Here is a 20940-nt window from a genome sequence, read left to right on the forward strand (position 1 = left end):
GCCCTCAGTATATTTATCATTCCGTTCCGCATCGGAACGTAATTCCTGTGAGGTGACACCATGTCTCGACACGTCGGCGGGTTACCGGAAGACACGGGGAGCCGGGCGACCGCTCCCGAACCGACTGCCCCGGCGCCCACCGAGAGCGTCTTCTCGGGCCCCTACCGGGCGCTCAGCCTGGGCGTGATCCTGTCGGTGGGCATGGTCGCGTTCGAGTCGCTGGGCGTGGCCACGGTCCTGCCGGACATCGCCCGGAGCCTCGACGGGCTCGGCGCCTACGGGTGGGGTCTGTCGGCGCTGATGCTCGCCAACATCATCGGCACCGTGCTCGCCGGACGTGCCGCGGACCGCCGCGGCCCGTGGGGTCCGGTCGCGGCGGGAACGGCCGTCTTCGCGGTGGGCTGCGCGGTGGCCGGTGCGGCCACCTCCTGGCCGCTGTTCCTGGTGGGGCGCTTCCTGCAGGGCCTGGGCGTGGGCGCCGTGATGGCCATGGCCTACACGGTCATCGGGCTGGCCTACCCCGAGCACCTGCGGGCCCGGATGTTCGCCCTGCTCTCCTCGGCCTGGACGATCCCGTCGCTGATCGGCCCGGTCGTCGCGGGCACGCTGGCGGACAGCACCACCTGGCGCGCGGTGTTCGTGCTCATGCTGCCCATCGCGGCGGTCGCGGCGCTGCTCACCCTGCCCGCGCTGCGCCGCCTGGAACGTCCTCAGGACGATCGGCGGACGGCGCCGGCCGAGCCGTGGTGGAAAGGTCCGCTGGCCTCCTCGCTGCTGCTGACGGTGGGCACCGGTGTGCTGCTCCAGGCGCTGCTGCTGAAGAACCTGGTCCTGCTCGTCGTGCTCGCCGTGGTCGGCATCGTCGTCGCCCTGCCGGCCCTGCGGCGGGTCACCCCGGAGGGAACCCTGACGGCGCGTGCGGGCCTGGGGGCCGGTGTGGTCGTCCGGGCCCTGCTGTGCGGCACCTACTTCGGCAGCGAGGCATATCTGCCCCTGGGTCTGCAGGAACTGCGCGGACTGAGTGCGTGGGCGGCCGGTCTCGGCCTGTCGGCGGGCGCCATCGCCTGGGTGCTCGGCTCGGCCTGGCAGGCCAAGCGGGACGCCACGGCGGGACGCGCCGGCAGCGTGGCCCTCGGTTTCCTCGTCCTGCTGCTGGGCGTGGCGGTGATCGCCCTGTCGATCCTGACCGAGTCGCTGCCCGCCTGGGTCGCGGTCGTGGGCTGGGCCATCGGCGGCATCGGCATGGGAGTGGCGTTCAACGCCTCGACCACGGAAACCCTGGAGCAGGCACCGGCGGAGCGCCAGGGCGAGATGAGCGGGGCGCTGCAACTCGCCCAGACGCTCGCCACCGGTGTGGTCGCCGGACTCGGTGGCGCGTCACTGGCCATCGCCCGGCACTACGACGCCACCACCCGTACGGCACTGGTCGGGCTGTTCGCCTTCACGGCGCTCCTGGCCCTGGCCGGCCTGCTGCTCTCCCGGCGCCTGCGGCCCGCCGCCGCGTCCGGCTGACGGTGTCCCGGCCCGGCCGAGCACCGCGACCGGCCACGGCCGGTGCCGGCACCGCGGGCCCGACGGCACCGTGCCGGAGCAGGGCCGTGCCGTGCGGGCCGTGGCGGAGCACTGCCGCCGGTAAACGCCCGGCCCCGGCACGCCGCACCGGAGCGGCCGCCGAAGGCCCCGCTCCACGCCTGCGCGGGCCCGCCGTGCCGTACTCCCCTGGACTGCCGCCGGAGAGGAACCGGGGGTGCCGGGGCGCGTCATCCGTCCCCCGTCTCGCGCTCTCGGACCGTCCCGGCCGCTGCGGCGGCACAAGGAAGTCCTCGCCCTGCCGTCGGACACGGCCGGGCGAGGACTTCCGCCTGCCCGGTGGCGTGCGGTCAGGCCCGGCACTGGAGCATGATCAGCGGCTGATCGGCCAGGAAGTCCGCCCAGTAGTCGGCGCCCCGGTCACGCAGACCGTCCTCCGACACATGCAGCGGCACCCACGTCACGTCCCGGAAACCGGCCCGGCGCAGGCTGCGCTCGTACACCTCGCGGCGCGGGTACGACGTGACGAACCGCACCGGCGGGTCGAGCAGCGCCGTGATGCGCACCCGGGGACCGATCGGGCCTTCCCCCACCGGCTCGTACGTGAAGCCGTACTTGGCCATGGACGGGCCGTCGAAACGGAAGGCGGGTGCCTGGGTCAGCACGCAGAACCGGGCACCGGGCCGCAGACTGCGGTGCACCGCTCGGCACATCCGCTCCATCTCGGCGGCGTCCTCGACGTAGTTGAGCAGGTACACGGCGCTCGCCAGGTCGAACGACCGCTCGGGGACGGAGAGTTCGGCGACGTCGGCGACGGCGTAGCGCACGCCGAGCGGAGCGCGCCGCTCGATCTCCCGGGCGGCGGCGACCATCTCGGCGGACACGTCGACGCCCAGCACCTCGGCCGCCCCCAGACGTTTGATCTGCCGGGTGTAGAAGCCGGTGCCGGACGCCAGGTCGAGCACCGACATGCCGCGCACGTCACCCAGCAGCGCCAGAAAGCTGGGGCACTCGGCGTAGCGGGCCAGAGGCAGCGTCTTGAATCCCTCGTAGGCCTCACCGATCGCGTCGTACTGCTGCACACTCATGCCGTGCTCCTTCCTCTGGACCGGATGACGAGCCGCACAGGCCCGGTGCCGGCGTCCGCGGAGCCCGCCCGCACGGTGCGGGAGGAACGCGGGGCACGGCGCAGCAGGTCGCCCGCGAGGGCGGTGCGCCGGCCCTGATGCGCCGCGGCGGCCAGGGTCTGCGGGGTGGGCAGGGAACCTTCACAGCGGCAGTGCGACGTGCCGTACGGGTTGCCGCCCGCCGCCTTGACGGACGGGTCGGTGTAGCCGGGCGGCACCAGCACCGCGCCACCGTGCAGCAGCATGTGCCCGAGGTGGAGCAGGGCCGTCTCGCACCCCGCGTGCCGCGCCGCCGCGACGGCGAAACCGCCCGCCGCCTTGCCCCACAGCGGACCCCGGCCGCCCTCGGCGGGCTCCAGCGCCTGCACGAAGTCCAGCAGCGGCGCGGCCGGCGCGCCCAGCCGGACCGGCGCACCGAACACCACGGCATCGGCCCAGGCGATGTCCGCCACGGTGGCCGGCGCGGCAGCGGGTCCCAGCCATGCGGCGGACGCGGCCCCGCTGCCGCCGGGCACCCGGCGCAACCGCACCCGCGCCCCGACCGCCCGCGCCGCCGCGGCGATCTCCTGAGCCAGGACCCGGACGGCGGCCTCCTCCCCGTGGTGCACGACGGCGAGCCGGACGGGACGGGAGGCGTCGCGGGGGAGCGCGGCACGGGGTGCTCCGGCGTCCGCCTGCCCGGTGGCCGCCGGGACGTCGGCTGCGGCGTCGTCCGTGGGGCCCTCGACGGCGGACCGGTGAGGCCCGTGCTCCGGCAGGGCGGCCGGCGCCGGGGACACGAGGAACCGGGCACGGGACCGGGCGGTCAGGGTGGCCAGACGGTGGCCCAGGGCGCGCGCGGCGGCCCGTTCGTGCGAGGCGGGCTCGCCCTGGCGGTTGTCGGCGGCCAGGCCGTACGGTGTCCCGCCCGCCGCCCGGGTGACCGGGTCGGCCGGATCGGACCCGGCCACCCAGCAGCCCCAGTGGTACAGGGTGTGGTGCAGGGCCGTCAGCGTCGCCTCCCGGCCGCCGTGGCGCTGGGTGGAGACGGTCAGGGCGGTCGCCACCCGGTCGGCGAGCAGCCCCCGCTGCCACAGCGGCGAGGTCGACTCCAGGAACCGTTTGAAGGGCGACGACACATTGCCGTAGTAGGTGGGGCAGGCCAGCACCAGCCCGTCCGCCCACAGCACGTCCTCCGGGACGGCTTCCGGCTCCGGCCAGCGGTGACCGGCGGGTTCGTCGTCCGTGACGCGCAGGAGCCGCACCTCGGCACCCGCCTGCCGCGCTCCCTCGGCGGCCAGCGCCGCCAGGGCGCGCACCGTGCCGTGCCGGCTGTGGTACACCACCGCGACCCGGTGGCTCATGCCCCGCCTCCTTCCGGCCCGCCGTCCCCGCCGGGCAGGTCCCGTGCCCGCAGCAGCAGCCGTACGTCGTCGCCGAGACGGGTCACCTCGTCCAGCCGCAGCCGCAGGGCCGCCGCGAGCGTGGGGGCGCCGACGTCCCCGAGGACGGGACGGCCGGCGGCGCCCAGAAGCAAGGGGGCCACGTACGCCACGACACGGTCCACCAGGCCCCGGGCGGCACACCACGCGGCGAGCCGGGCCCCGCCTTTCAGCAGGACCGAGCGCACGCCACGGTCCCAGAGCCGGTCGAGGAGCACGGCCATGTCGAGCGCGCCGTCGGTGACCGGCACCCGCAGCACCTCGTGCCGGGCGGGCAGCACCGGCTTCGGCGCCCGAGGACCGGTGACGACGAGGGTGGGCGCGGCGTCGTCGAGGACGCGTGCGTGCGGTGCGACGGTGCCGTCACGGTCCAGGACGACACGGAGCGGGGGCACGCCCGTCACCCCGTGCCGCAGACCCAGGTGCGGGTCGTCGACGCGCAACGTGCCGGAACCCACCAGCACCGCGTCGTGCTGGGCGCGCAGGGCGTGCGCGTCCCGCCGGGACTCGGGGCCGGTGATCCACCGGGAGGTGCCGTCCGGTGCCGCCGCCCGCCCGTCCAGGGTGCAGCCGAACTTCCAGGTCACGGCCGGCCGCCCGCGGCGCTGGGCGGTCAGCCACAGCTCGTTGCCCCGCTCGGCCTCGGCGCGCAGCACGCCGCCCACCACCTCGACCCCGCCGTCCAGCAGCCGGCGGGCGCCGCCCGCCGCGGTCGGGTTCGGGTCCGGCACCGCGTAGACCACCCGGGCGATGCCCGCCCGCAGCAGCGCTTCGGCGCAGGGCCCGGTGCGGCCGTGATGCGCGCAGGGCTCCAAGGTGACCACGGCGGTCCCGCCGCGAGCCCGGTCCCCGGCCGCGGCCAGCGCCTCGACCTCGGCGTGCGGCTGCCCGGCGCCCCGGTGGAAGCCTTCCCCGACCGCGGTGCCGTCCGCGCCGAGGATCACGCATCCGACGACGGGGTTGGGGCTGGTGCGCCCCGCAGCGGTCGCGGCCAGCCGCACGGCGCGGCGCATGGCGGACTCCTCCGTGGCGGACGCCGGCCGGACGCGGCCGTCCGGTCCCCGGCCCGTCACCGGGGCGGTCACGGCGTCTCCGCGAGCCGGAAGCCCATCGCGTAGATGGCGCGGTCGTACCAGCCGTGACGGCGACGGGTACGGGCCAGGTCGCCGAAGCGGGTGAAGCTGCCGCCCCGGGCGACACGGTAGGTGCCCCGGGTGACGGCCAGGTCGTCGGCGACCGCGACCCCACCGGGGTAGGGCCGGTAGTCGTCGGCGGTGTACTCCTCGACGTTGCCCGCCATGTCGTGGACCCCGAACGGCGACCGGCCGGCCGGGTACACGCCGATGGGTGTGGTCGACAGCGGCCCGTGTTCGACGGTGTTGGCCCGGTCCGGCTCGAACGTGTCGCCCCAGGGGAACTCCCGCCCCTCGGGTCCGGCCGCCGCGTACTCCCACTCGGCCTCGGTCGGCAGCCGGAAACCGCGGCCGGTGCGCTCGGCCAGCCAGGCGGCGTAGGCGTCGGCGGCCTCGGGCGGCACCGTCCACACCGGATGGTTGCCGAGTCCCTCCGGATAGCAGCCGAACCGCCAGGAACTCGGCAGCGCGGAACTGCCGGTCTCCTCCAAAAAGCGCCGGTACTCGGCGTTGGTGACCGGGTACAGGGCGATACGGAACGCCGGGACGTGCACCTCGTGGACCGGGCACTCCTTGGCGATCCAGTCCTCGACGACCCCGGCATGCCGCCACCGGTCCGTCACCCGGCCCACCTCGCTCGGATCCAGGCCGAGCCGGACACGGCCGGCGGGGATGTCCGCCATCGGGGGATCGTCCCCGCGGACGCGGGGATCACCGATCAGCCCGAGCACGTACCCCGCCGCGCACCGGCGTTCGAAGGACTGCCCGGGATCCTCGGCGATGCCCACGAGCACATCGGCGGGCAGCCCGAGCAGGTCGCGGTGGGCGTGCACGGGCCACGGGCCGGAACGGGCCGCGAAGGAATCGGGCAGCCCCATCGCCGCCCGGTCGGGCAGGGTGTTGGGGTTGGCCATCACCTCACTGCCGGTCATACGTGCCTCCCGTCGGCGCGCGGAGCAGTCGCCGCCGGGTGGCCGGCGGCGAGCAGATCGGTGGGGACGGCGTCGGCCACCGCACGGTAGCCGCTGTCGTTGAGGTGGATGTGGTCGCCGGAGTCGTAGGCGGCGCGCACCCGCTGCGGGTCGGCGGGATCGCGTACGGCCGCGTCGAAGTCGGCGACGGCGTCGAAGTCGGGGCAGGTGCGCAGCGCGGCGTTGAGGGCGACGCGCTGCCGCTCGGCCTCGGCCGTCCACAGCGACGAGTCCTTGAACGGGGTGAGCGTCCCGACGACGACACGGATGCCGCGTGCGTGCAGCCGCTCGGCGAGGGTGCGCAGTCCGTCGAGGACCTCCTCGGCGGAAGCGTACGGGGCGAGCTGGAGGTCGTTGATGCCCTCGTACAGCACGACCGCGCGTACCTCGGACTGGTTCAGCACGTCCCGGTCGAGCCGGCCGAGCGCGCTGGTGCCGCGCTGCGGACGCTCGGTCTCGGTGCCGTCCCGCAGCACCCGGTTGCCCCCGATGCCCTTGTTGAGCACGCCCAGTCCCGCAGTGGCGGGGTCGGCGGAGAGCCGGCGGGCGAAGGCGTCGGTCCAGCGGCCGTTGCCGTTGAGGGTGGAGCCGGACCCGTCGGTCTGCGAGTCGCCGAGCGCGACGACGGTGCCCCGCGTGGCCGGACCGCGCACATCGACGCCGGTCAGGAAGAACCAGGAGGTCTCCGTGCCGGTGAAGGCCGCCGCGCCCGGGTCGCCGGTGTGATCGCCGGGCTCGGAGACATAGGAGGTCTGCTGGGCCAGCCAGTGCCAGGTCGTGGGGCCGGTCGGTTTCGGCAGATGGACGCTGATCAGCAGGTCCGCTCCGCCGGGCACGGGGTAGGGCAGCGGGTCGCTGACCACCTCCGCCCCGGCGGGCACGGTGGTGCTCGAGGCGCCGTCGAACGTGACCGGGCGGAGACTGTCCGGGACGGCGGCCGCCGAGTCGGGCGACGTCGCCAAGCCCACGGTGACCCGGCCGAACTCGACCTCCTGCGTGCCGTGCGCGTTGGACAGCCGCAGCCGCAGCTCCTCACCGCCGACGGAGGTGTGCGCGATCATGCGGACGGTGCGGTCGTCCAAGCCGGTCCGCGAGATGCCGTCCGGGGCCGCGGGCGCGGGTGCGGTGCCCCAGGTACCGGACCAGACGCCCCCGTCGGCAGCCGCGGCCGGCCCCGCACCGGAGCGGGCGCCGGCCGACGGTGCGCCGCCCAGCAGCAGGGCGGCCGTCGCCGTCACCGTGAGCAGGACGGACAGTCGGCCGCGGCGTCGGCGTGCGCCGCTCACCGGTCGCCGTCCCCGGACGTCGTGCGGCCGGAGCCGGACCCCGCGGCCCGGTCCGCGTCGGCGGTGCGGAAGGTGCCGACGAGATAGTGGAGCCCGGGCGTCCCACGGGGCACCGTGTGCACGTCGACGGGTGTGAAGCCGTGCTTGGCGACCAGCCCGGTCAGCTCCTCCTCGGTGAACTCCCGGTACAGGCGCTGCGCCTCGTTGGCGAAGAGCCGGCCCGGACCGTTCTCGGACCGGAACACGGACACGGTGAACAGCCCGCCGGGACGCAGCAGTTCGCGGACACGGCGCAGATACCGGCCGTAGGTGTCGGGATGCTGGTGGTGGAGGCAGCCGTTGTCGAGGACGGCGTCGTGCACGGCCGTGCCGTCCAGGTCCGTCAGCGAGCAGACCAGGAAGCGCATCCGTCCGTCGCTGCGGGCGGTGAGCGCGGCCCACTCGGGGGATTCGACGAGGTCGATGCCGGTGACCCGGCATCCGGCCGCGTGCAGAAGGGCGGCGTCGCGGCCGTGTCCGGCACCGATGTCGAGCACATGCGCATCGGCCCGGCCGCCCAGGGCGCGCAGCAGCAGGCGTGGCGCCTCGCGCATGGCCTTCTCGGCGGTCCAGACGTCGCGCCCGTGGGCGTAGTGCTCGTGGAAGTCGGAGCGCAGCACGTCCGTGTAGGCCGACGCGTCGACCGACGGAGTGGAAGCGGGGATGACGGAGTAGCGATCGGCTATCCGGTGGCTGGGCATGCGTGACCGTTCCTGTGGTGTGGGAGATGCGGCTCAGCGGGGCGGCGTGAGCGGGCCGTGCGCGTCGACGGCACCGGGTGCGGGGCGGTGTCCGGGCGTCGTCGCCGCGCGGGCACGGCACCCTGCGCGAGCGTGAGATGAGGGGCGCGGGCCCAGGGATGCCCGGGCCCGGCGCCGGAAGATGCCGGGCGCGGTGTGCGGGGCTGCCGGCCCGTGCAGCCCCGCTGTCGCGGTCGGTCAGCCGGCGATCGTGTATACCTGTCCGTCGTACGCGCCGGCGACGAAGAGCTTGCGGGCCGCGTCGTAGGCGAGGGAGGAGATGCCGGCCGTGGTCGGCCGGTCGATCGTGGTCCACCGGCCGTCGACCCGGTCGTAGACCGCCAGCCGGCCGTTGTAGCTGCCGGTGGCGATCAGCCGCCCGTCGCTGTCGGCGGCGACACACTTGATGGAGTGGGTGTGCGGCGTGGGCAGGACCTGCGCGGTCCGGTCGGGGCTCCAGATCCGCAGTCTCAGGTCACGGCTGACGCTGGCGAACCAGCCGTCGCCGAGCCCCGCGCAGCCGTTGGCGATCTTGTCGTGGGCGTCCTCGACGGTGGCGATCTTCTGCAGACCGGAGATGTCGTACCAGGTGGCGGACGCGTCGGCAGCGACGGAGAACAGCAGATCGCCGGAGACCGCGACGCTCTTGACGGCGTTGACGTGCAGCGGCAGGTCCGTCACGTGCTCCACGGTGTCGCCGGCCAGCCGCAGCAGCAGCCCCTCGCCGGTGTACGCGCCGACGACGGCGTACCGGTCGCCGTCGCGTTCGAAGGCGACACCACAGTTCAACGGCGAGCGGTGCTGGTACAGTTCACGGCCCGTCAGCGCGTCGAACACCTTGCCCAGCTGGCCGCCGGAGAGCACCAGGCCGCCCAGCGGAGTGAGGAAGTTGCACAGGCTGCCGGTCTCGGCCACCGGTTCGCCGTCGCGCCTGACCACACCGGCGTCGCCGACGGTGAGCGTCGTACCGCCGCCCTGCGGCAGCACCGCGTTGACGCCACCGGTGGGCGGCACCACGGCCGTGTCCCAGCTGCGTGTCTGGTAGTCGTACCCGCGGTACGTCGCGCCGAAGGTGGCGAACACCAGCCGGGTGCCGCCCGCGAAGGCACACGAACGAGGCCAGACGTCGTCCGGCAGCGCCGTGGTGTCGAGCGGTTCGGGCGTCCCCGAGGAGACGTCCCACAGGCGCATGGTGCGGTCGTAGGAGAGGCTGACCAGCAGGTGGCGGGCATCGTCGAGGACCAGGCGCTTGATGCCCGCGTCGTGCGCGGGAACCGTCCTGCGCTCGTCGGGGCCGACGACGATGATCCGGCCCTCGTCGTTGCCGGCGAAGACCGTGCCGGAGGAGGAGATGGCGACGGTGTCGGTCTCCACGCCGTCCATGTCCAGGTCGGCGACCAGACCGCCGGTCTGCAGGGACCAGCGCTTGATGGTGCCGTCGTCGCTGGAGGAGATCAACTCGTCGGCGGTGCGCACCCATTCGACGGAGACGACGTCGGCGGTGTGTCCCTCGAAGCGGTGGAGCAGCCGGCCGGTGATGTCGTAGACCCGCACCCGGTGGTCACGGGAGGCGGTGGCGATCAGCTCCTTGCTCGGATGGAAGACGGACATCTCCACGTCGTCCTCCTGGTCCGCGAAGACCGCCACCAGGCGGAGGTCGGGCACGGTCCACAGACGGGCGGTGTAGTCCGAGGAGGAGGTCAGCAGGTGCTTGCCGTCCGGGGAGAACTGGCACTGGTTGGCCAGGTGGTCGTGGAAGGCGCGGGCCACCGCACGTCCGGTGCGCTGGTCCCAGCAGATGACCTGGTTGTCGTAGCCGGCCGTGGCCACGTATGCGTCCCGCCAGGCGGCTATGCCACTGATCGGTCCACGGTGCTGGATCACGAAGATTCCCCCAGAAGTATGGTGTGTCCCTGCTCGGCCTTGACCCGCAGATACTCGTGATTGCGTTCGGTCCGGTGGACGCCCGTGGGGAGGACCTCCTCCACGGTGATGCCGTAGTTCTCCAACTGGTGGATCTTGTCGGGGTTGTTGGTGCGCAGCCGGATGCGTGTCACGCCGAGGGCGCGCAGCATCTGTGCGGCGACGCGGTAGTCGCGCAGGTCGTCCGAGAAGTTCAGCTCCCGGTTCGCGGCGAACGTGTCGAGGCCTCGGTCGTCCTGGAGGCGATAGGCCTCGAGCTTGTTGTACAGCCCGATGCCCCGTCCTTCCTGCCGGAGGTACAGCAGGATGCCTCCGCGGTCGGAGAAGAGGTCGACCACTTCGGTCAGCTGTGGTCCGCAGTCGCAGCGAGCAGAGCCGAACACATCCCCCGTGAGGCATTCCGAGTGCACCCGCACCAGGGGAACCGCCTGGGCGAACGGGAACACCACGGCGATGTGTTCGCGTCCGTCGGCAAGTCCGGTGAAGCTGACCATTTCGGCGGTGCGCCAGTCTCTGTCGCTTCGGCGCACCGGCACCTCGACCCGGGTACGGACCGTGGCCTGCGTCGTGAGCGGGCCGGTCCTCGGTTGCGGCGTCTCGCCGCTGGACGTGCTCAGCATGAATCGTCCCTCCGCTGGTAACGGCCCGATTAAGTAACCATGCGGTCACCTACAGGAACAGTACGGACAGGCCGAAACACCGTCCGAACCGTTTTCCGTCCAGCACCGAGAGAAGAGAGATATTCATGCACAAGCGGAATTAAGCGCTTCGCGCGGGCCGCTCCAAGAGTGGCGGCGTCCCGTGCCGAACACCGGGACCGGAGCGCCTCGAGCAGTCCGAGTCCACGGGTGCGCCGCACCCTGGGCGGACGACCGGGACATCACCTCGACCGCAGGCGCCGACGGGCGCGACGGCGTCGTCCGCCGGGCGGAGCACAGTGATCCGGTTGTCCCGGCGTCCGCGGCGGATTCGTCGACGCCGGACGGCCGGGCACCTGACGGGAGCCGGCGCGCCACACGGCCGGACCGCAGCCACAATCGGCGCATCACATCACAACTGTCAGTCCGTCCTCCGGTTCTCCGTCCGATCGCACCGGATCGGCCGGAGCCCTTCCTGACCCCGGCCGCGGACGTCCGGGAACCGGCTGGGACCGACGCAGCCGGTGCCGTGACTGCGCGGACACGCCTCAGGCCTTGCGGCGCTGTCCGTCGCTCCGGCGGGACGGGCACTCCGCGCGCCCGGACCCGGCCGCCACCTCCCGGTGGCCGAGGGTGCTGTTTCCTTCCTGCGCGCGCCCGCTGTCGTCGCGGTCCTCGCCGGCGGCCTCGTCGTCGCCATCGTCGCTCAGCACCTGGTCGCCGTAGAGATCCTCCAGCCAGGTCTGCTGGTAGATGGTGTCGAGATAACGTTCTCCGAGGTCGGGGGCGATGGCCACCGCCGTCATGTCGGGGGAGCCGTGCCGGTCCAGCCAGCCGCTGGCGCCGCTGACCACCGTCCCGGTGGAGCCGCCGAAGAGGAAACCCCGCCGGGCCAGGCGGTGGCAGGCGCGGATCGTGTCCGCCTCCTCCACCCGGATCACCTCGTCGACGAAGGACTCGTCCAGCAGTGGTGGACGCATGCTCATGCCCAGGCCGGGGATCATCCGCCGGCCCGGAGGGCCGCCGAAGGCCACCGAGCCGACGGTGTCCACGGCGACGATCCGCACCGGCCGGTGCCACTCGCGGAAGTACCGCGCACACCCCATGAGGGTGCCCGTGGTGCCCGCGCCCACGAACAGCACGTCCAGCTGCGGGAACTGGGCGGCGATCTCCGGCGCCGTGGTGCGGTAGTGCGCCTGCCAGTTGCCCGGGTTGGTGTACTGGCTCAGCCACACGTACCGCTCGTCGGAGGCGCACAACGCCCGCACATAGTCGATCCGCGCGCCGAGGAATCCGCCGTTGGCGTCCAGGTCGGCGATGACATGGACCTCGCTGCCCAGCGCCTCCATCAGCAGCCTGGTCGACAGGTTGCAGCGGGAATCCGTGACGCACAGGAACCGGTAGCCCTTGCTGGCCGCGATCAAGCTGAGGGCCACCCCGAGGTTGCCGGACGAGGACTCGATCAGGATCGAGTCCTCGTTCAGCAGGCCGTCCCGCTCCGCGGCCTCCACCATCTCGACCGCGGCCTTCAGCTTGATCGAGCCGGCGAAGTTGAAACCCTCGCACTTCAGGTAGAGCGAGCGCCCGATGATCGGCTTCAGATCGACGAACAGCCGGCCTTCGTTGAAGTGGTGGGGTGCGGAGATGACGGGCACGAGGGCCTCCTGATGCGTGGGCCGGACACGGGGTGATCAGCCGGCGAAGCGGCGATCAGCCGTACCGGCGCAGCTCGTGGAAGAAGTCGTCGATGACATGGAGTTCGCCGGTCCGGGCGACCTCGTCGTGCACGTACTTGCCGACGGCGAGGTCGAGGACTCCGAGACCGAACGGGGAGAAGACGACGGTCCGGTCGGCGGGCGGCCGGACACGTCCGGTCAGCACGTCGTCGAGGGTGCCGTCGAGGAAGTCCCGCCCGCCGCTGAGCCGTTCGGCCAGGTGCGGGGAGGTCTCCGCCTTCAGGCAGTGCTCGACGTCGTCGACGAAGTTCGCCGACTCCAGCAGGATCCGCGGGTCCAGGTCGCGCAACGACACGTGCAGCACCACCGGGTGGTGGTCGAACCAGGAGGTCTCGCTGACGTGCGGGGTGCCCGCGACCGTGGCGAACACGATCAGGTCGCTGGAGCGGATCAGCTCCTCCGGACCGTCGTGCACGGTGACGTCGCCGGGTGTGCCGGCCTGCCGCAGATACCCGCAGAACCCGGCGGCGCTGTCGGCGGACACGTCGTACACGCCGACGGTGTCGAAACTCCAGCCGGTGCCGGTGAGATACGTGTGGATGTAGCGGGCGATCAGACCCGTGCCGAAGAACCCCACACGCCGAGGCCGTTGCCGGGTACGGGTGAGGCGGTCCGCGGCCAGCGCGGCGGAGGCCGCGGTCCGGGTGGCGCTGATGATGGAACTCTCCAGGCAGGCGAACGGATAGCCGGTGACAGGGTCGTTGAGGATCAGCACCGCCGACGCCCGGGGCAGCCCGGAGGACACGTTGTCCGGGAAACTGGAGATCCACTTGATGCCGTCCACGGCCACCTGGCCGCCCACGGAGGCGGGCAGCGCGATGATCCGCGACGTGGGCCGGTCGGGGAAACGGAGGAAGTACGACGGCGGGTTCACCGTACGGCCCTCGCCGTGCAGCCGGTAGGCCGCCTCGACCAGCTCCGTGATCTGCTTCTCCCGGCCGTGCAGCGCCCGCTGCACCTGTGCGCCGGTGATCACCGCGAACGCCGGGACGGTGCGGTCCGGTCCCGCGGCGGCAGGTCCGGTGGTGGGGGAGGTCACAGAGGTCATCGCCGCTCTCCTTCCTGCGCGCGGCGCTCGGCCGGCACACACGGTTCGGCCAGGGCCACCAGCACCTCACGCTCGCCGGTGAACGGCTCCCGGCTGTGCGCGGTGCGGATGTTGTCGACCAGCATCAGATCCCCGGCCTGCCACGGCTCGCGCCGGGTGTGCCGCTCGTAGACGGTGTTCAGCAGCTCCACGACGTCCTCGCCGATCTCGCCGCCGTCGCCGAAGCGGGTGTTGAACGGCAGCCCGTCCTCGCCGTACTCGTCGACCAGGTACTCGCGCACCTCCGGCGCCAGCGTCCACTGGTTGAGGAAGGCGATCTGGTTGAACCAGCAGGGGCGGCCGGTGACCGGATGCCGCACCACCGCGGGGCGGCGCTGCCGGGTGCGCAACGTGCCGTCGGGCCGCCAGGAGAAGTCGATGCCGTGGGCACGGCAGTAGTTCTCGACCGTCTCCCGGTCGTCGCTGCCGAACGACTCGGCCAGGGACGCGCCGATCTCGTCGTTGTAGCTGCGGGTGAGCAGCCAGCCCTCCCGCTCGAACCGCTCGCGCAGCTCGGCCGGCAGCGCCCGCAGCACCTCCTCGGCGTCGGCCACCCCCGTCGCGCCGCCCTCGTCGGGCGCGGTCAGGCACGCGAACAGCATCAGACCCGGCACGCGTTGCGCGTAGCTCAACTCGTGGTGCATGCACATCGGCTGGTTGTCCGGCCACGCGGTGGAGGAGTACAGCCCGTCGCCGTACGGCGTACGCGGCGCGAACGCCTCCCGCTCGGTCATGAGGTCATCGGTCAGCGCGGCGAACACGGCCCGCACCTGCTCCTTGTCGCGCACCCCCAGGCCGCGCACGAGGAGCGCGCCGTGCTCGGTGACCTGTGCGCGCAGCGCCTGGCGATGTCCGGCCGCCCAGCCGGCCGGGTCGGCCGGGGGGTCCACCTGCAGGACGGGTGGCCTGTCCGGTCGCAGGTCCACCTCCAGCAGGGAGGCCGGGGACGAGAACGACATCACGGTTTCCTTCCGTTGCTGCGGTGGTTGTCGTCACAGGGCCGCCGGTTCGGCGGCGCCCAGCACGGCCCGGGCCGCCTCGGCCGGCCGGGTGCGGACGAAGTAGTGGCCGCCGGCGGGCAGTTCGTGCAGGTCCACGTGGTCGGCGAGCAGCCGCCAGTCCTGATGGCGGTCGCGGAAGCCGGCGGTGTGCGGGTCGTCGGCGGCGACGACCACCGTGACCGCCGCGACCGGCTTGTCGGCGGGCGGATCCTCCAGGAGGGCGGCGAGGTAGTGGTCGGCCACCACGCAGTCGTGGCGGTAGGCGGCCGCGACCCGCTCGGCCTGGGCCGCGGTCAGCTCGCCCGGCTCGCGGTGCCCGCCGTCCGCGGCCAGCCGGGCGGCGATCGCGGCGTTGCTTTGCTGCTTCAACTCCACGGCGTGGGCGCGCCGTTCGGCGGCCGTGCCGAGCAGCTGCGCGCCGAGGAACAGCCGCGGCACCTCCACCCCGCGGGCGTGCAGCAGCCGTGCCGCCGCCACCGCCAGGGCGGTCCCCGCGGAGTGGCCCCACAGCAGCACCCGCCGCAGCCCGAGCCCGGCGATCTCGTCGACCACCTGCTCGGCCACCTGGTGCAGCGGTGCGAACCGCTCGTCGGGGGCGGCCGGGTCGTGGCCGGGCAGATCCACGGCGTACACCGCGAGGCCGCGGTCGGCCAGAGCGCTCGCCATCGGCTGGAAGTTCACCGCGTTGCCGCCCGCGTGCGGGAAGCACACCAGCGTGCCCTGCGCAGTGGCGCGCGGCCGGGCGAGCGGCTGCAGCAGCTCGGTGCGCCGCTTGTCCGGGCCGTTCAGCAGCGCGGCCAGATCGGCGAGCCGAGGATGGCGGGTGATGTCCCGCAGGGACACCGCGCGGTCCAGGGCGATGGTGAGTTTCACCGCCGACAGGGACGTGCCGCCGGAGTCGAAGAAGTGGTCGTGGCGGCCGACGCGGTGCCGGGGCACCCCGAGCACGTCCGCCCAGACGGCCGCCAGTCTCCGCTCGGCCGGGGTGCGCGGCGCCCGGTCCTGCTCCTCGCCGTCCGGCGGCGCGGCGGTGTCCGGGGCGGACAGGTGTGCGGCCAGCGCGGTCAGGGCCTTGCGGTCGATCTTGCCGTTGGCGGTCAGCGGCAGCGCCTCCTGCCAGTGGAACGCCGACGGCACCATGTACGAGGGCAGCGCCGCCCCCAGCACCTGCTGCACCTCCTCGGCCTGGAGCCGCCGACCGGTGTAGAAGGCGACCAGACGCACACTGCCGCCGGCCTGTCCGGTGACGACCACCGCGCCGTCCCGCACACCGGGCACCCGCAGCAGCGTGTTCTCGATCTCGCCGATCTCGATGCGGAAGCCGCGGATCTTGACCTGGCTGTCCCGGCGACCGAGGAACTCCAGTTTCCCGTCCGGGTGCCAGCGCCCCCAGTCGCCTCCCAGGTACAGCCGCTCGCCGGGCCGGTAGGGGTCCTCGCGGTAGGCCTCCCGGGTGCGGTCGGGGTCGTTGACGTAGCCGCGTCCCACGCACACCCCGGAGAACGCGATCAGCCCCGGGGCGCCCAGCGGCACCAGGTGCAGGTGCGGGTCGACGACATAGACCCGCACGTTGTGCACGGGACGGCCCAGCAGCACCCGCTCCGGCACCGCCTCCATCACCTCGTGATTGGTGTCGTCCGACGTCTCGGTCAGGCCGTAGGCGTTGACCAGCCGGATCCCCGGCCGGAGTGCGAACCACCGTTGGACCAGCTCCCGTTTCAGCGCCTCACCGGTCACCGACACACACCTCAGGTCCGGCAGGTCGCGCGGGTGCCGCTCCAGGTACGACACCAGCACCTCCAGGTAGGAGGGCACCACCTGGGCCACCGCGACCCGTCCGCGGGCCAGGGTGTCCACGAAGCGTTCCGCGTCCATGACCGCGTCCTGCTCCACCAGCAGGGTGCGCCCGCCGACCAGCAGCGCCGCCAGCAGCTGCCACAGCGAGATGTCGAAGCACTGCGGGGCGGTCTGCGCCACCACCGTCCCGGGCCCGATCCCCAGGTCGTCGATCTTGGCGAACAGGTGGTTGAGCATGCCGGCGTGCTCGCACATCGCGCCCTTCGGCTCGCCCGTGGAGCCGGAGGTGAAGTAGATGTACGCCAGCTGCCCGGGGGACACCTCCACCCCGAGGTCGTCCTCGGCGTGCCCCTCGGCGTACGCGGTCCCGATCAGCAGCTTCTCGACGTTCTCCGGCAGGGTGGCCAGGGCCTCGTCCAGTCCGGCGGTGCTGCCGGGCTCGGTCAGCACCAGCCGGCAGCCGGCCCGCGACAGCGTCGCCGCGATCCGGCCCGCCGGGAAGTGCGGCTCGACGGGCAGATAGACGCCGCCGGCCTTGAACACCGCCAGCACCGCCGCCAGCCAGTCGAGGTTCCGCTCGGTGACGACGGCCACCACGTCCTCGCGGCCCAGCCCGCGCGCCCGCAACGCCCGCGCCAGCCGGTTCGCGCGCGCGTTCAGCTCCCCGTACGTCCAGGAGCGCTCGCCGAGCACCGCGGCCACCGCCCCGGGATGCTCCCGCACCCGCTGCTCGAACAGCTCGTGGGCGCGGGCGTCCGGCAGTTCGCGGTGCGGTCCGGCCAGGTCCTCCAGCTGCGCCCGGACCTCCGCCGCCGACAGCAGGCTCTGCCCGGTGTGCTCGGCGTCCACGTCGGCGGTCATCCGGTCCAGCGCGGCCAGGTGATACCCGGCGATCCGGGCCGCCGCGGCGGCGTCCAGCACCTCGGTGCGGTACCGCACCCGCAGCACGCAACGGCCGTCCCGCTCGCGGTGCCCCACCGCCAGCACGGCGTCCTCGGGCAGCGCGGGCGCGCTGTCCTCCGGGTCGAACACCGCCTCGTAGGCCGGCCCGGTCAGGCCCAGCTCCCGGCGCAGGGCGGCCACCGGGAAGTCCCGGTGCGTCAGCACGTCCGTCTCGGCGCGCCGGACGGCGAGCAGCAGCTCGCGCCAGGTGCGCGGGGCGAGCGGAAGCCGGCACGGGAGCGGGGCGTGTGCGGCGCCGGTGACCAGGCCGGTCACCACGTCCTCGTCCGCGCTGAGCGCCGCCAGCACCTTGGCGTGCGCGGCCAGCAGCACCGTGCGGGCCGGTACCCCGAGCCGGGCCGCCAGGGCACGCACCGCCCCGGCGACCTCCTCGGGCACCGGCTCCTCGTGCTCGGCCACACCCGGCACCGGGTCGCGTGCCCACCGCGGGACGGCGGTGGCCCCGCCGGCGGTCAGCACCGCGGCCCAGAAGTCCCTGTCCGCTGCCGTGAGCGTTCCCATCGATGCCCCTCTCTCACTTCGCCGTGGCCGTGGCCGGGACGGCCGGGTTGCCCGCCCAGTACGCGTCCGGGGGCACTTCTTCGCCTTTCATCAGGAAGGAGTCGGGCGCCAGCACCGCGTCGTCGCCCACCGTGACGCCGTAGTGCACATATGCCGCCACACCGAGGGTGACGCGGGCGCCGAGCGTGGTGCGGTCGGACTTGAAGGTGCCGTCCTCCTGCGAGTGGCACTGGATCCTGCTGCCGGCGTTCAGCGTGCAGTCGTCCCCGACGGCGGTGAGCGTGCGCTCCGTGATGTTGCAGCCGTCGTCGAACACCCGGCGGCCGATGCGCACACCCATCAGCCGCCACAGCAGTGGCTTGAACGGCGTCCCGTTGAACAGGTTCAGATGGCGCTCCGGCACCTTCCACAGCCGCTCGTGCCACCAGAAGTACGGGTCGTAGATGGAGCACAGCTTCGGCTGCAGCGGCCGGAAGGAGGTGATGCACCGTTCCAGCAACACGTAGTAGGCGGCGCTGACGACCAGACCGACCGCCAGGTAGCTGCCGACCACCACGTGCCCCAGCGTCCCGTACAGGCCGGCGGTCAGCAGGCCGAGGAGGGTGAGCAGCACCGTGTGCAGCCAGCGCACCGCCAGGTGCAGCGCCATGGACCGCAGGTTGTAACGGTTCTTCGCGGCGAGATTGCGGCGCAGCGCCTCACCGGTGCGCAGATGGTCGAAGCGCGCGTCGCGCTCCACCGTCCGGGGGATCTCGAAGCAGGGCGACCCGAGCAGCCCCACGTTCTGCCGGATCTCTCCGTCGAGGGGGACCATCACCTTCGTCGCCAGCAGGCAGTTGTCGCCGGTGCGCGCACCGGCGGGGAAGGCGATGTTGTTGCCGAGGAAGTTGCGGGCCCCGATCGTCGCCTGCGACACCCGGAAGGAGGTGCTGGAGTACTCCGCGTTCAGCACGGACAGCCCGTCGGCGATCATGGTGCCGCTGCCGACCTTCACCAGGAACGGTGTCTCGTGCCGCACGTCGGTGCCGAAGTTGGAGCCGGTCTGCTCGACCGTGGACAGGTCGTAACCCAGGCCGCGCAGGTAGGGGACGATGTAGGAGCTGTCGCCGAGCAGCCAGGTGAAGAAGCGGATGTTCGTCAGAGCGGACACCGCGCGGTGCAGCGCGTAGTGGAAGCCGTAGAGCGGATAGACCCGGTCGGGACGGACGGCCAGGCGCAGCAGGCGCGAGGCGCCGAACAACGCGAACAGGCCGAGCAGTACGGCGCCGAAGAACACCGCTGTGGCCACCAGCAGCGCGTCCGTGACGAGTTCGCCGACCGAGGCGCCGTGCGAGGCGGGGTCCAGCCGCTCGCTCAGCGCGGGCACCTGGGCACCCAGCATGTACAGCCCGCCGACGGCCAGCGGCAGGTACACGAGGAACAGCTGCACCAGGGTGGTCAGAGCGAAGCCGAGGCGGCGCAGCCTGCCGCAGCGGGCCGGCGGGACCCGTACGTGGTCCACCTCGGTGGGCTGGGCGGGCGATCCGTGTCGGCGCTCCCCGGCCGGGATCTCCTGCCCCCGGTACAGGGCGGAGGCGTGACCGAGCTGTGCTCCGTCGCCCAGGGTGGTGTCGATGTCGAGCACGGCCTTCTCACCGACGAACACGTCCCGGCCGAGTGTGACGCGGCCGGTCTGGATCCGTCCCGCGTGCGCCCGGTAGCCGAGGAAGAGGGCGTCCTTGCGGATCACCGTGCCGGAGCCGATGGTGAGCAGGTCGGTGCAGACGGGGACGGAGCGGGACAGGATCGTCACGTCCCGGCCGATCCGCGCGCCCAGCGCGCGCAGATACATCACATACAGCGGATTGCCGGCGAACAGCACCATCGGATTGGCGTGCAGCAGCGACTTGACGATCCAGAACCGCAGGTAGGCCCCGCTCCACACGGGGAACTCACGGGGCGTCCAGCGCCCGACGAGGATCCACTTCGCCGCGACCGGGACGGCGCACAGGGCGAGGAATCCGACGGCACCGCACAGCAGGGAGCGCAGATAGATGTGCCCCAGGCCGTCCGCCGCGGCCACCCATTCGTAGGCCTCGGCGGTGACCAGACCGATGACACCGGTGTACCCGAGGAACAACAGCGACTGCGCGGCACCGCACACCAGGTGCCGCCCCCGGCGCGGTGGTGCGGCCGGCTCCGCACGCTCCGGCTGCTCCGGCCGGCCGTCCTCGGTGGACGGTGCCTGCGCGTCGGCGGGTGCCTGGGCCTGCGTGTCGGCGGGAGCGGCGAGCGCGGCCGCCAGGTCGCGGACCGTGGGATGCCGGTAGATGTCCTTGATGGACACCGACGGCAGGTCCTCCCGTTTGCGGACCCGGGCACAGAACTGCGCCATCACCATGGAGTTGGCGCCCAGATCGGAGAAGAAGTGGTCGTCGGGCCCGACCTGGTCGGCGTGCACCAGGTCCGCCAGCACGGTGGTGAGTTCCCGTTCGAGGTCGGCCGCCGCCGGGGCGGGCTGCGCACGCGGGGTGATCGCGGATCCGTCCGGTCCGGGCATTAGGATGTCGGCAGACTTCTCCACCATGCGAACTCCCTGAAAAGTCGGAAACGGCCGGCCGCTGCGGCCGGTCCCCGGGACCGAGCGTGGTTCGAATCGTGCGGTGTTCGAGGTTCGAGGTGTGCGGTGTCCGGTGCCGCCCGTCGTCCGGGACGGCGGCTGTCCGGGATCGTGCGGTGTTCGACGACAAAAGCCATGGACCAGTCTTGTGCGCGCGTCGCGGGGTTGCCACCAAAACGGCGGTGCTCCCCGCGGCCGCCACCGGCCGGTTTCGGCACATTGGCCGGTCATCGCGGGTGCGGCAGGCGACACGTGTCACCCGAATGGCCTTCACTCTGATGAGTGTGTGCGCTGTAGGAAGTTGACGGTGTGTGGGGCGGCGTCCGGTGACCGGCCGCAGCCGAGTGGCTACCGCCGACGGGTGCGCGCACACTGAGCAGTGACGCGCGGCGGCGCCCCCCGCCGCCCGGGCAGCCCGCCGGCGCCCGGAGTGCCGCGGAGCCGCCCG

General features: G+C 73.1%; 14 protein-coding genes. 1 reads left to right on the forward strand and 13 read right to left on the reverse strand.

Annotated elements, in window-relative coordinates; translation table 11 throughout:
- Positions 1-60: 60 nt before the first annotated feature.
- Entirely contained in the window at positions 61-1512 is a 1452-nt protein-coding gene (locus OG899_RS24360) for an MFS transporter (protein ID WP_406311150.1), read from the forward strand.
- Between the two features lie 368 nt (positions 1513-1880).
- Here the strand turns inward: OG899_RS24360 and OG899_RS24365 are convergent, their stop codons facing one another.
- The 13 genes from OG899_RS24365 to OG899_RS24425 all read right to left on the reverse strand — a co-directional run bounded on the left by OG899_RS24365 (position 1881) and on the right by OG899_RS24425 (position 20459).
- Positions 1881-2618 (reverse strand): class I SAM-dependent methyltransferase, encoded by a 738-nt coding sequence (locus tag OG899_RS24365; protein WP_406311151.1) that lies wholly within the window; start codon positions 2616-2618, stop codon positions 1881-1883.
- Positions 2615-4000 (reverse strand): NAD(P)H-dependent oxidoreductase, encoded by a 1386-nt coding sequence (locus tag OG899_RS24370; RefSeq protein ID WP_406311152.1) that lies wholly within the window; start codon positions 3998-4000, stop codon positions 2615-2617. Before OG899_RS24370 ends, OG899_RS24365 begins: the two co-directional genes overlap by 4 nt.
- Complete coding sequence (gene ribD, locus OG899_RS24375; RefSeq protein ID WP_406311153.1) at positions 3997-5091, reverse strand: bifunctional diaminohydroxyphosphoribosylaminopyrimidine deaminase/5-amino-6-(5-phosphoribosylamino)uracil reductase RibD; 1095 nt, start codon at positions 5089-5091, stop codon at positions 3997-3999. Before ribD ends, OG899_RS24370 begins: the two co-directional genes overlap by 4 nt.
- Before the next feature lie 68 nt (positions 5092-5159).
- Positions 5160-6143 (reverse strand): SUMF1/EgtB/PvdO family nonheme iron enzyme, encoded by a 984-nt coding sequence (locus OG899_RS24380; protein ID WP_168131177.1) that lies wholly within the window; start codon positions 6141-6143, stop codon positions 5160-5162.
- Entirely contained in the window at positions 6140-7468 is a 1329-nt protein-coding gene (locus OG899_RS24385) for an SGNH/GDSL hydrolase family protein (RefSeq protein WP_168131178.1), read from the reverse strand. Before OG899_RS24385 ends, OG899_RS24380 begins: the two co-directional genes overlap by 4 nt.
- Entirely contained in the window at positions 7465-8208 is a 744-nt protein-coding gene (locus OG899_RS24390) for an SAM-dependent methyltransferase (RefSeq protein WP_406311154.1), read from the reverse strand. Before OG899_RS24390 ends, OG899_RS24385 begins: the two co-directional genes overlap by 4 nt.
- 237 nt (positions 8209-8445) lie before the next feature.
- Positions 8446-10131, reverse strand: coding sequence for a PQQ-binding-like beta-propeller repeat protein (locus tag OG899_RS24395; protein ID WP_406311155.1), 1686 nt, complete (start codon positions 10129-10131; stop codon positions 8446-8448).
- Positions 10128-10790, reverse strand: a complete 663-nt coding sequence (gene ribA, locus OG899_RS24400; protein ID WP_125499146.1) for a GTP cyclohydrolase II — start codon at positions 10788-10790, stop codon at positions 10128-10130. The genes OG899_RS24395 and ribA overlap by 4 nt, the downstream gene beginning before the upstream one ends.
- Before the next feature lie 566 nt (positions 10791-11356).
- The gene (gene sbnA / locus OG899_RS24405) at positions 11357-12463 is read right to left on the reverse strand and encodes a 2,3-diaminopropionate biosynthesis protein SbnA (RefSeq protein WP_229813698.1); all 1107 of its coding nucleotides are present in this window, start codon (positions 12461-12463) and stop codon (positions 11357-11359) included.
- Between the two features lie 55 nt (positions 12464-12518).
- Positions 12519-13592, reverse strand: a complete 1074-nt coding sequence (gene sbnB, locus OG899_RS24410) for a 2,3-diaminopropionate biosynthesis protein SbnB (protein WP_125499147.1) — start codon at positions 13590-13592, stop codon at positions 12519-12521.
- The gene (locus tag OG899_RS24415) at positions 13589-14590 is read right to left on the reverse strand and encodes a TauD/TfdA family dioxygenase (protein ID WP_168131181.1); all 1002 of its coding nucleotides are present in this window, start codon (positions 14588-14590) and stop codon (positions 13589-13591) included. The genes sbnB and OG899_RS24415 overlap by 4 nt, the downstream gene beginning before the upstream one ends.
- A gap of 33 nt (positions 14591-14623) precedes the next feature.
- On the reverse strand, positions 14624-17893 hold the full coding sequence (locus tag OG899_RS24420) for an amino acid adenylation domain-containing protein (RefSeq protein ID WP_189427596.1): 3270 nt from the start codon (positions 17891-17893) through the stop codon (positions 14624-14626).
- Between the two features lie 13 nt (positions 17894-17906).
- Entirely contained in the window at positions 17907-20459 is a 2553-nt protein-coding gene (locus OG899_RS24425; protein WP_189427595.1) for a Pls/PosA family non-ribosomal peptide synthetase, read from the reverse strand.
- Positions 20460-20940 lie beyond the last annotated feature (481 nt).

This window comes from Streptomyces thermoviolaceus (assembly GCF_045209695.1).
Taxonomy (GTDB): domain Bacteria; phylum Actinomycetota; class Actinomycetes; order Streptomycetales; family Streptomycetaceae; genus Streptomyces; species Streptomyces thermoviolaceus.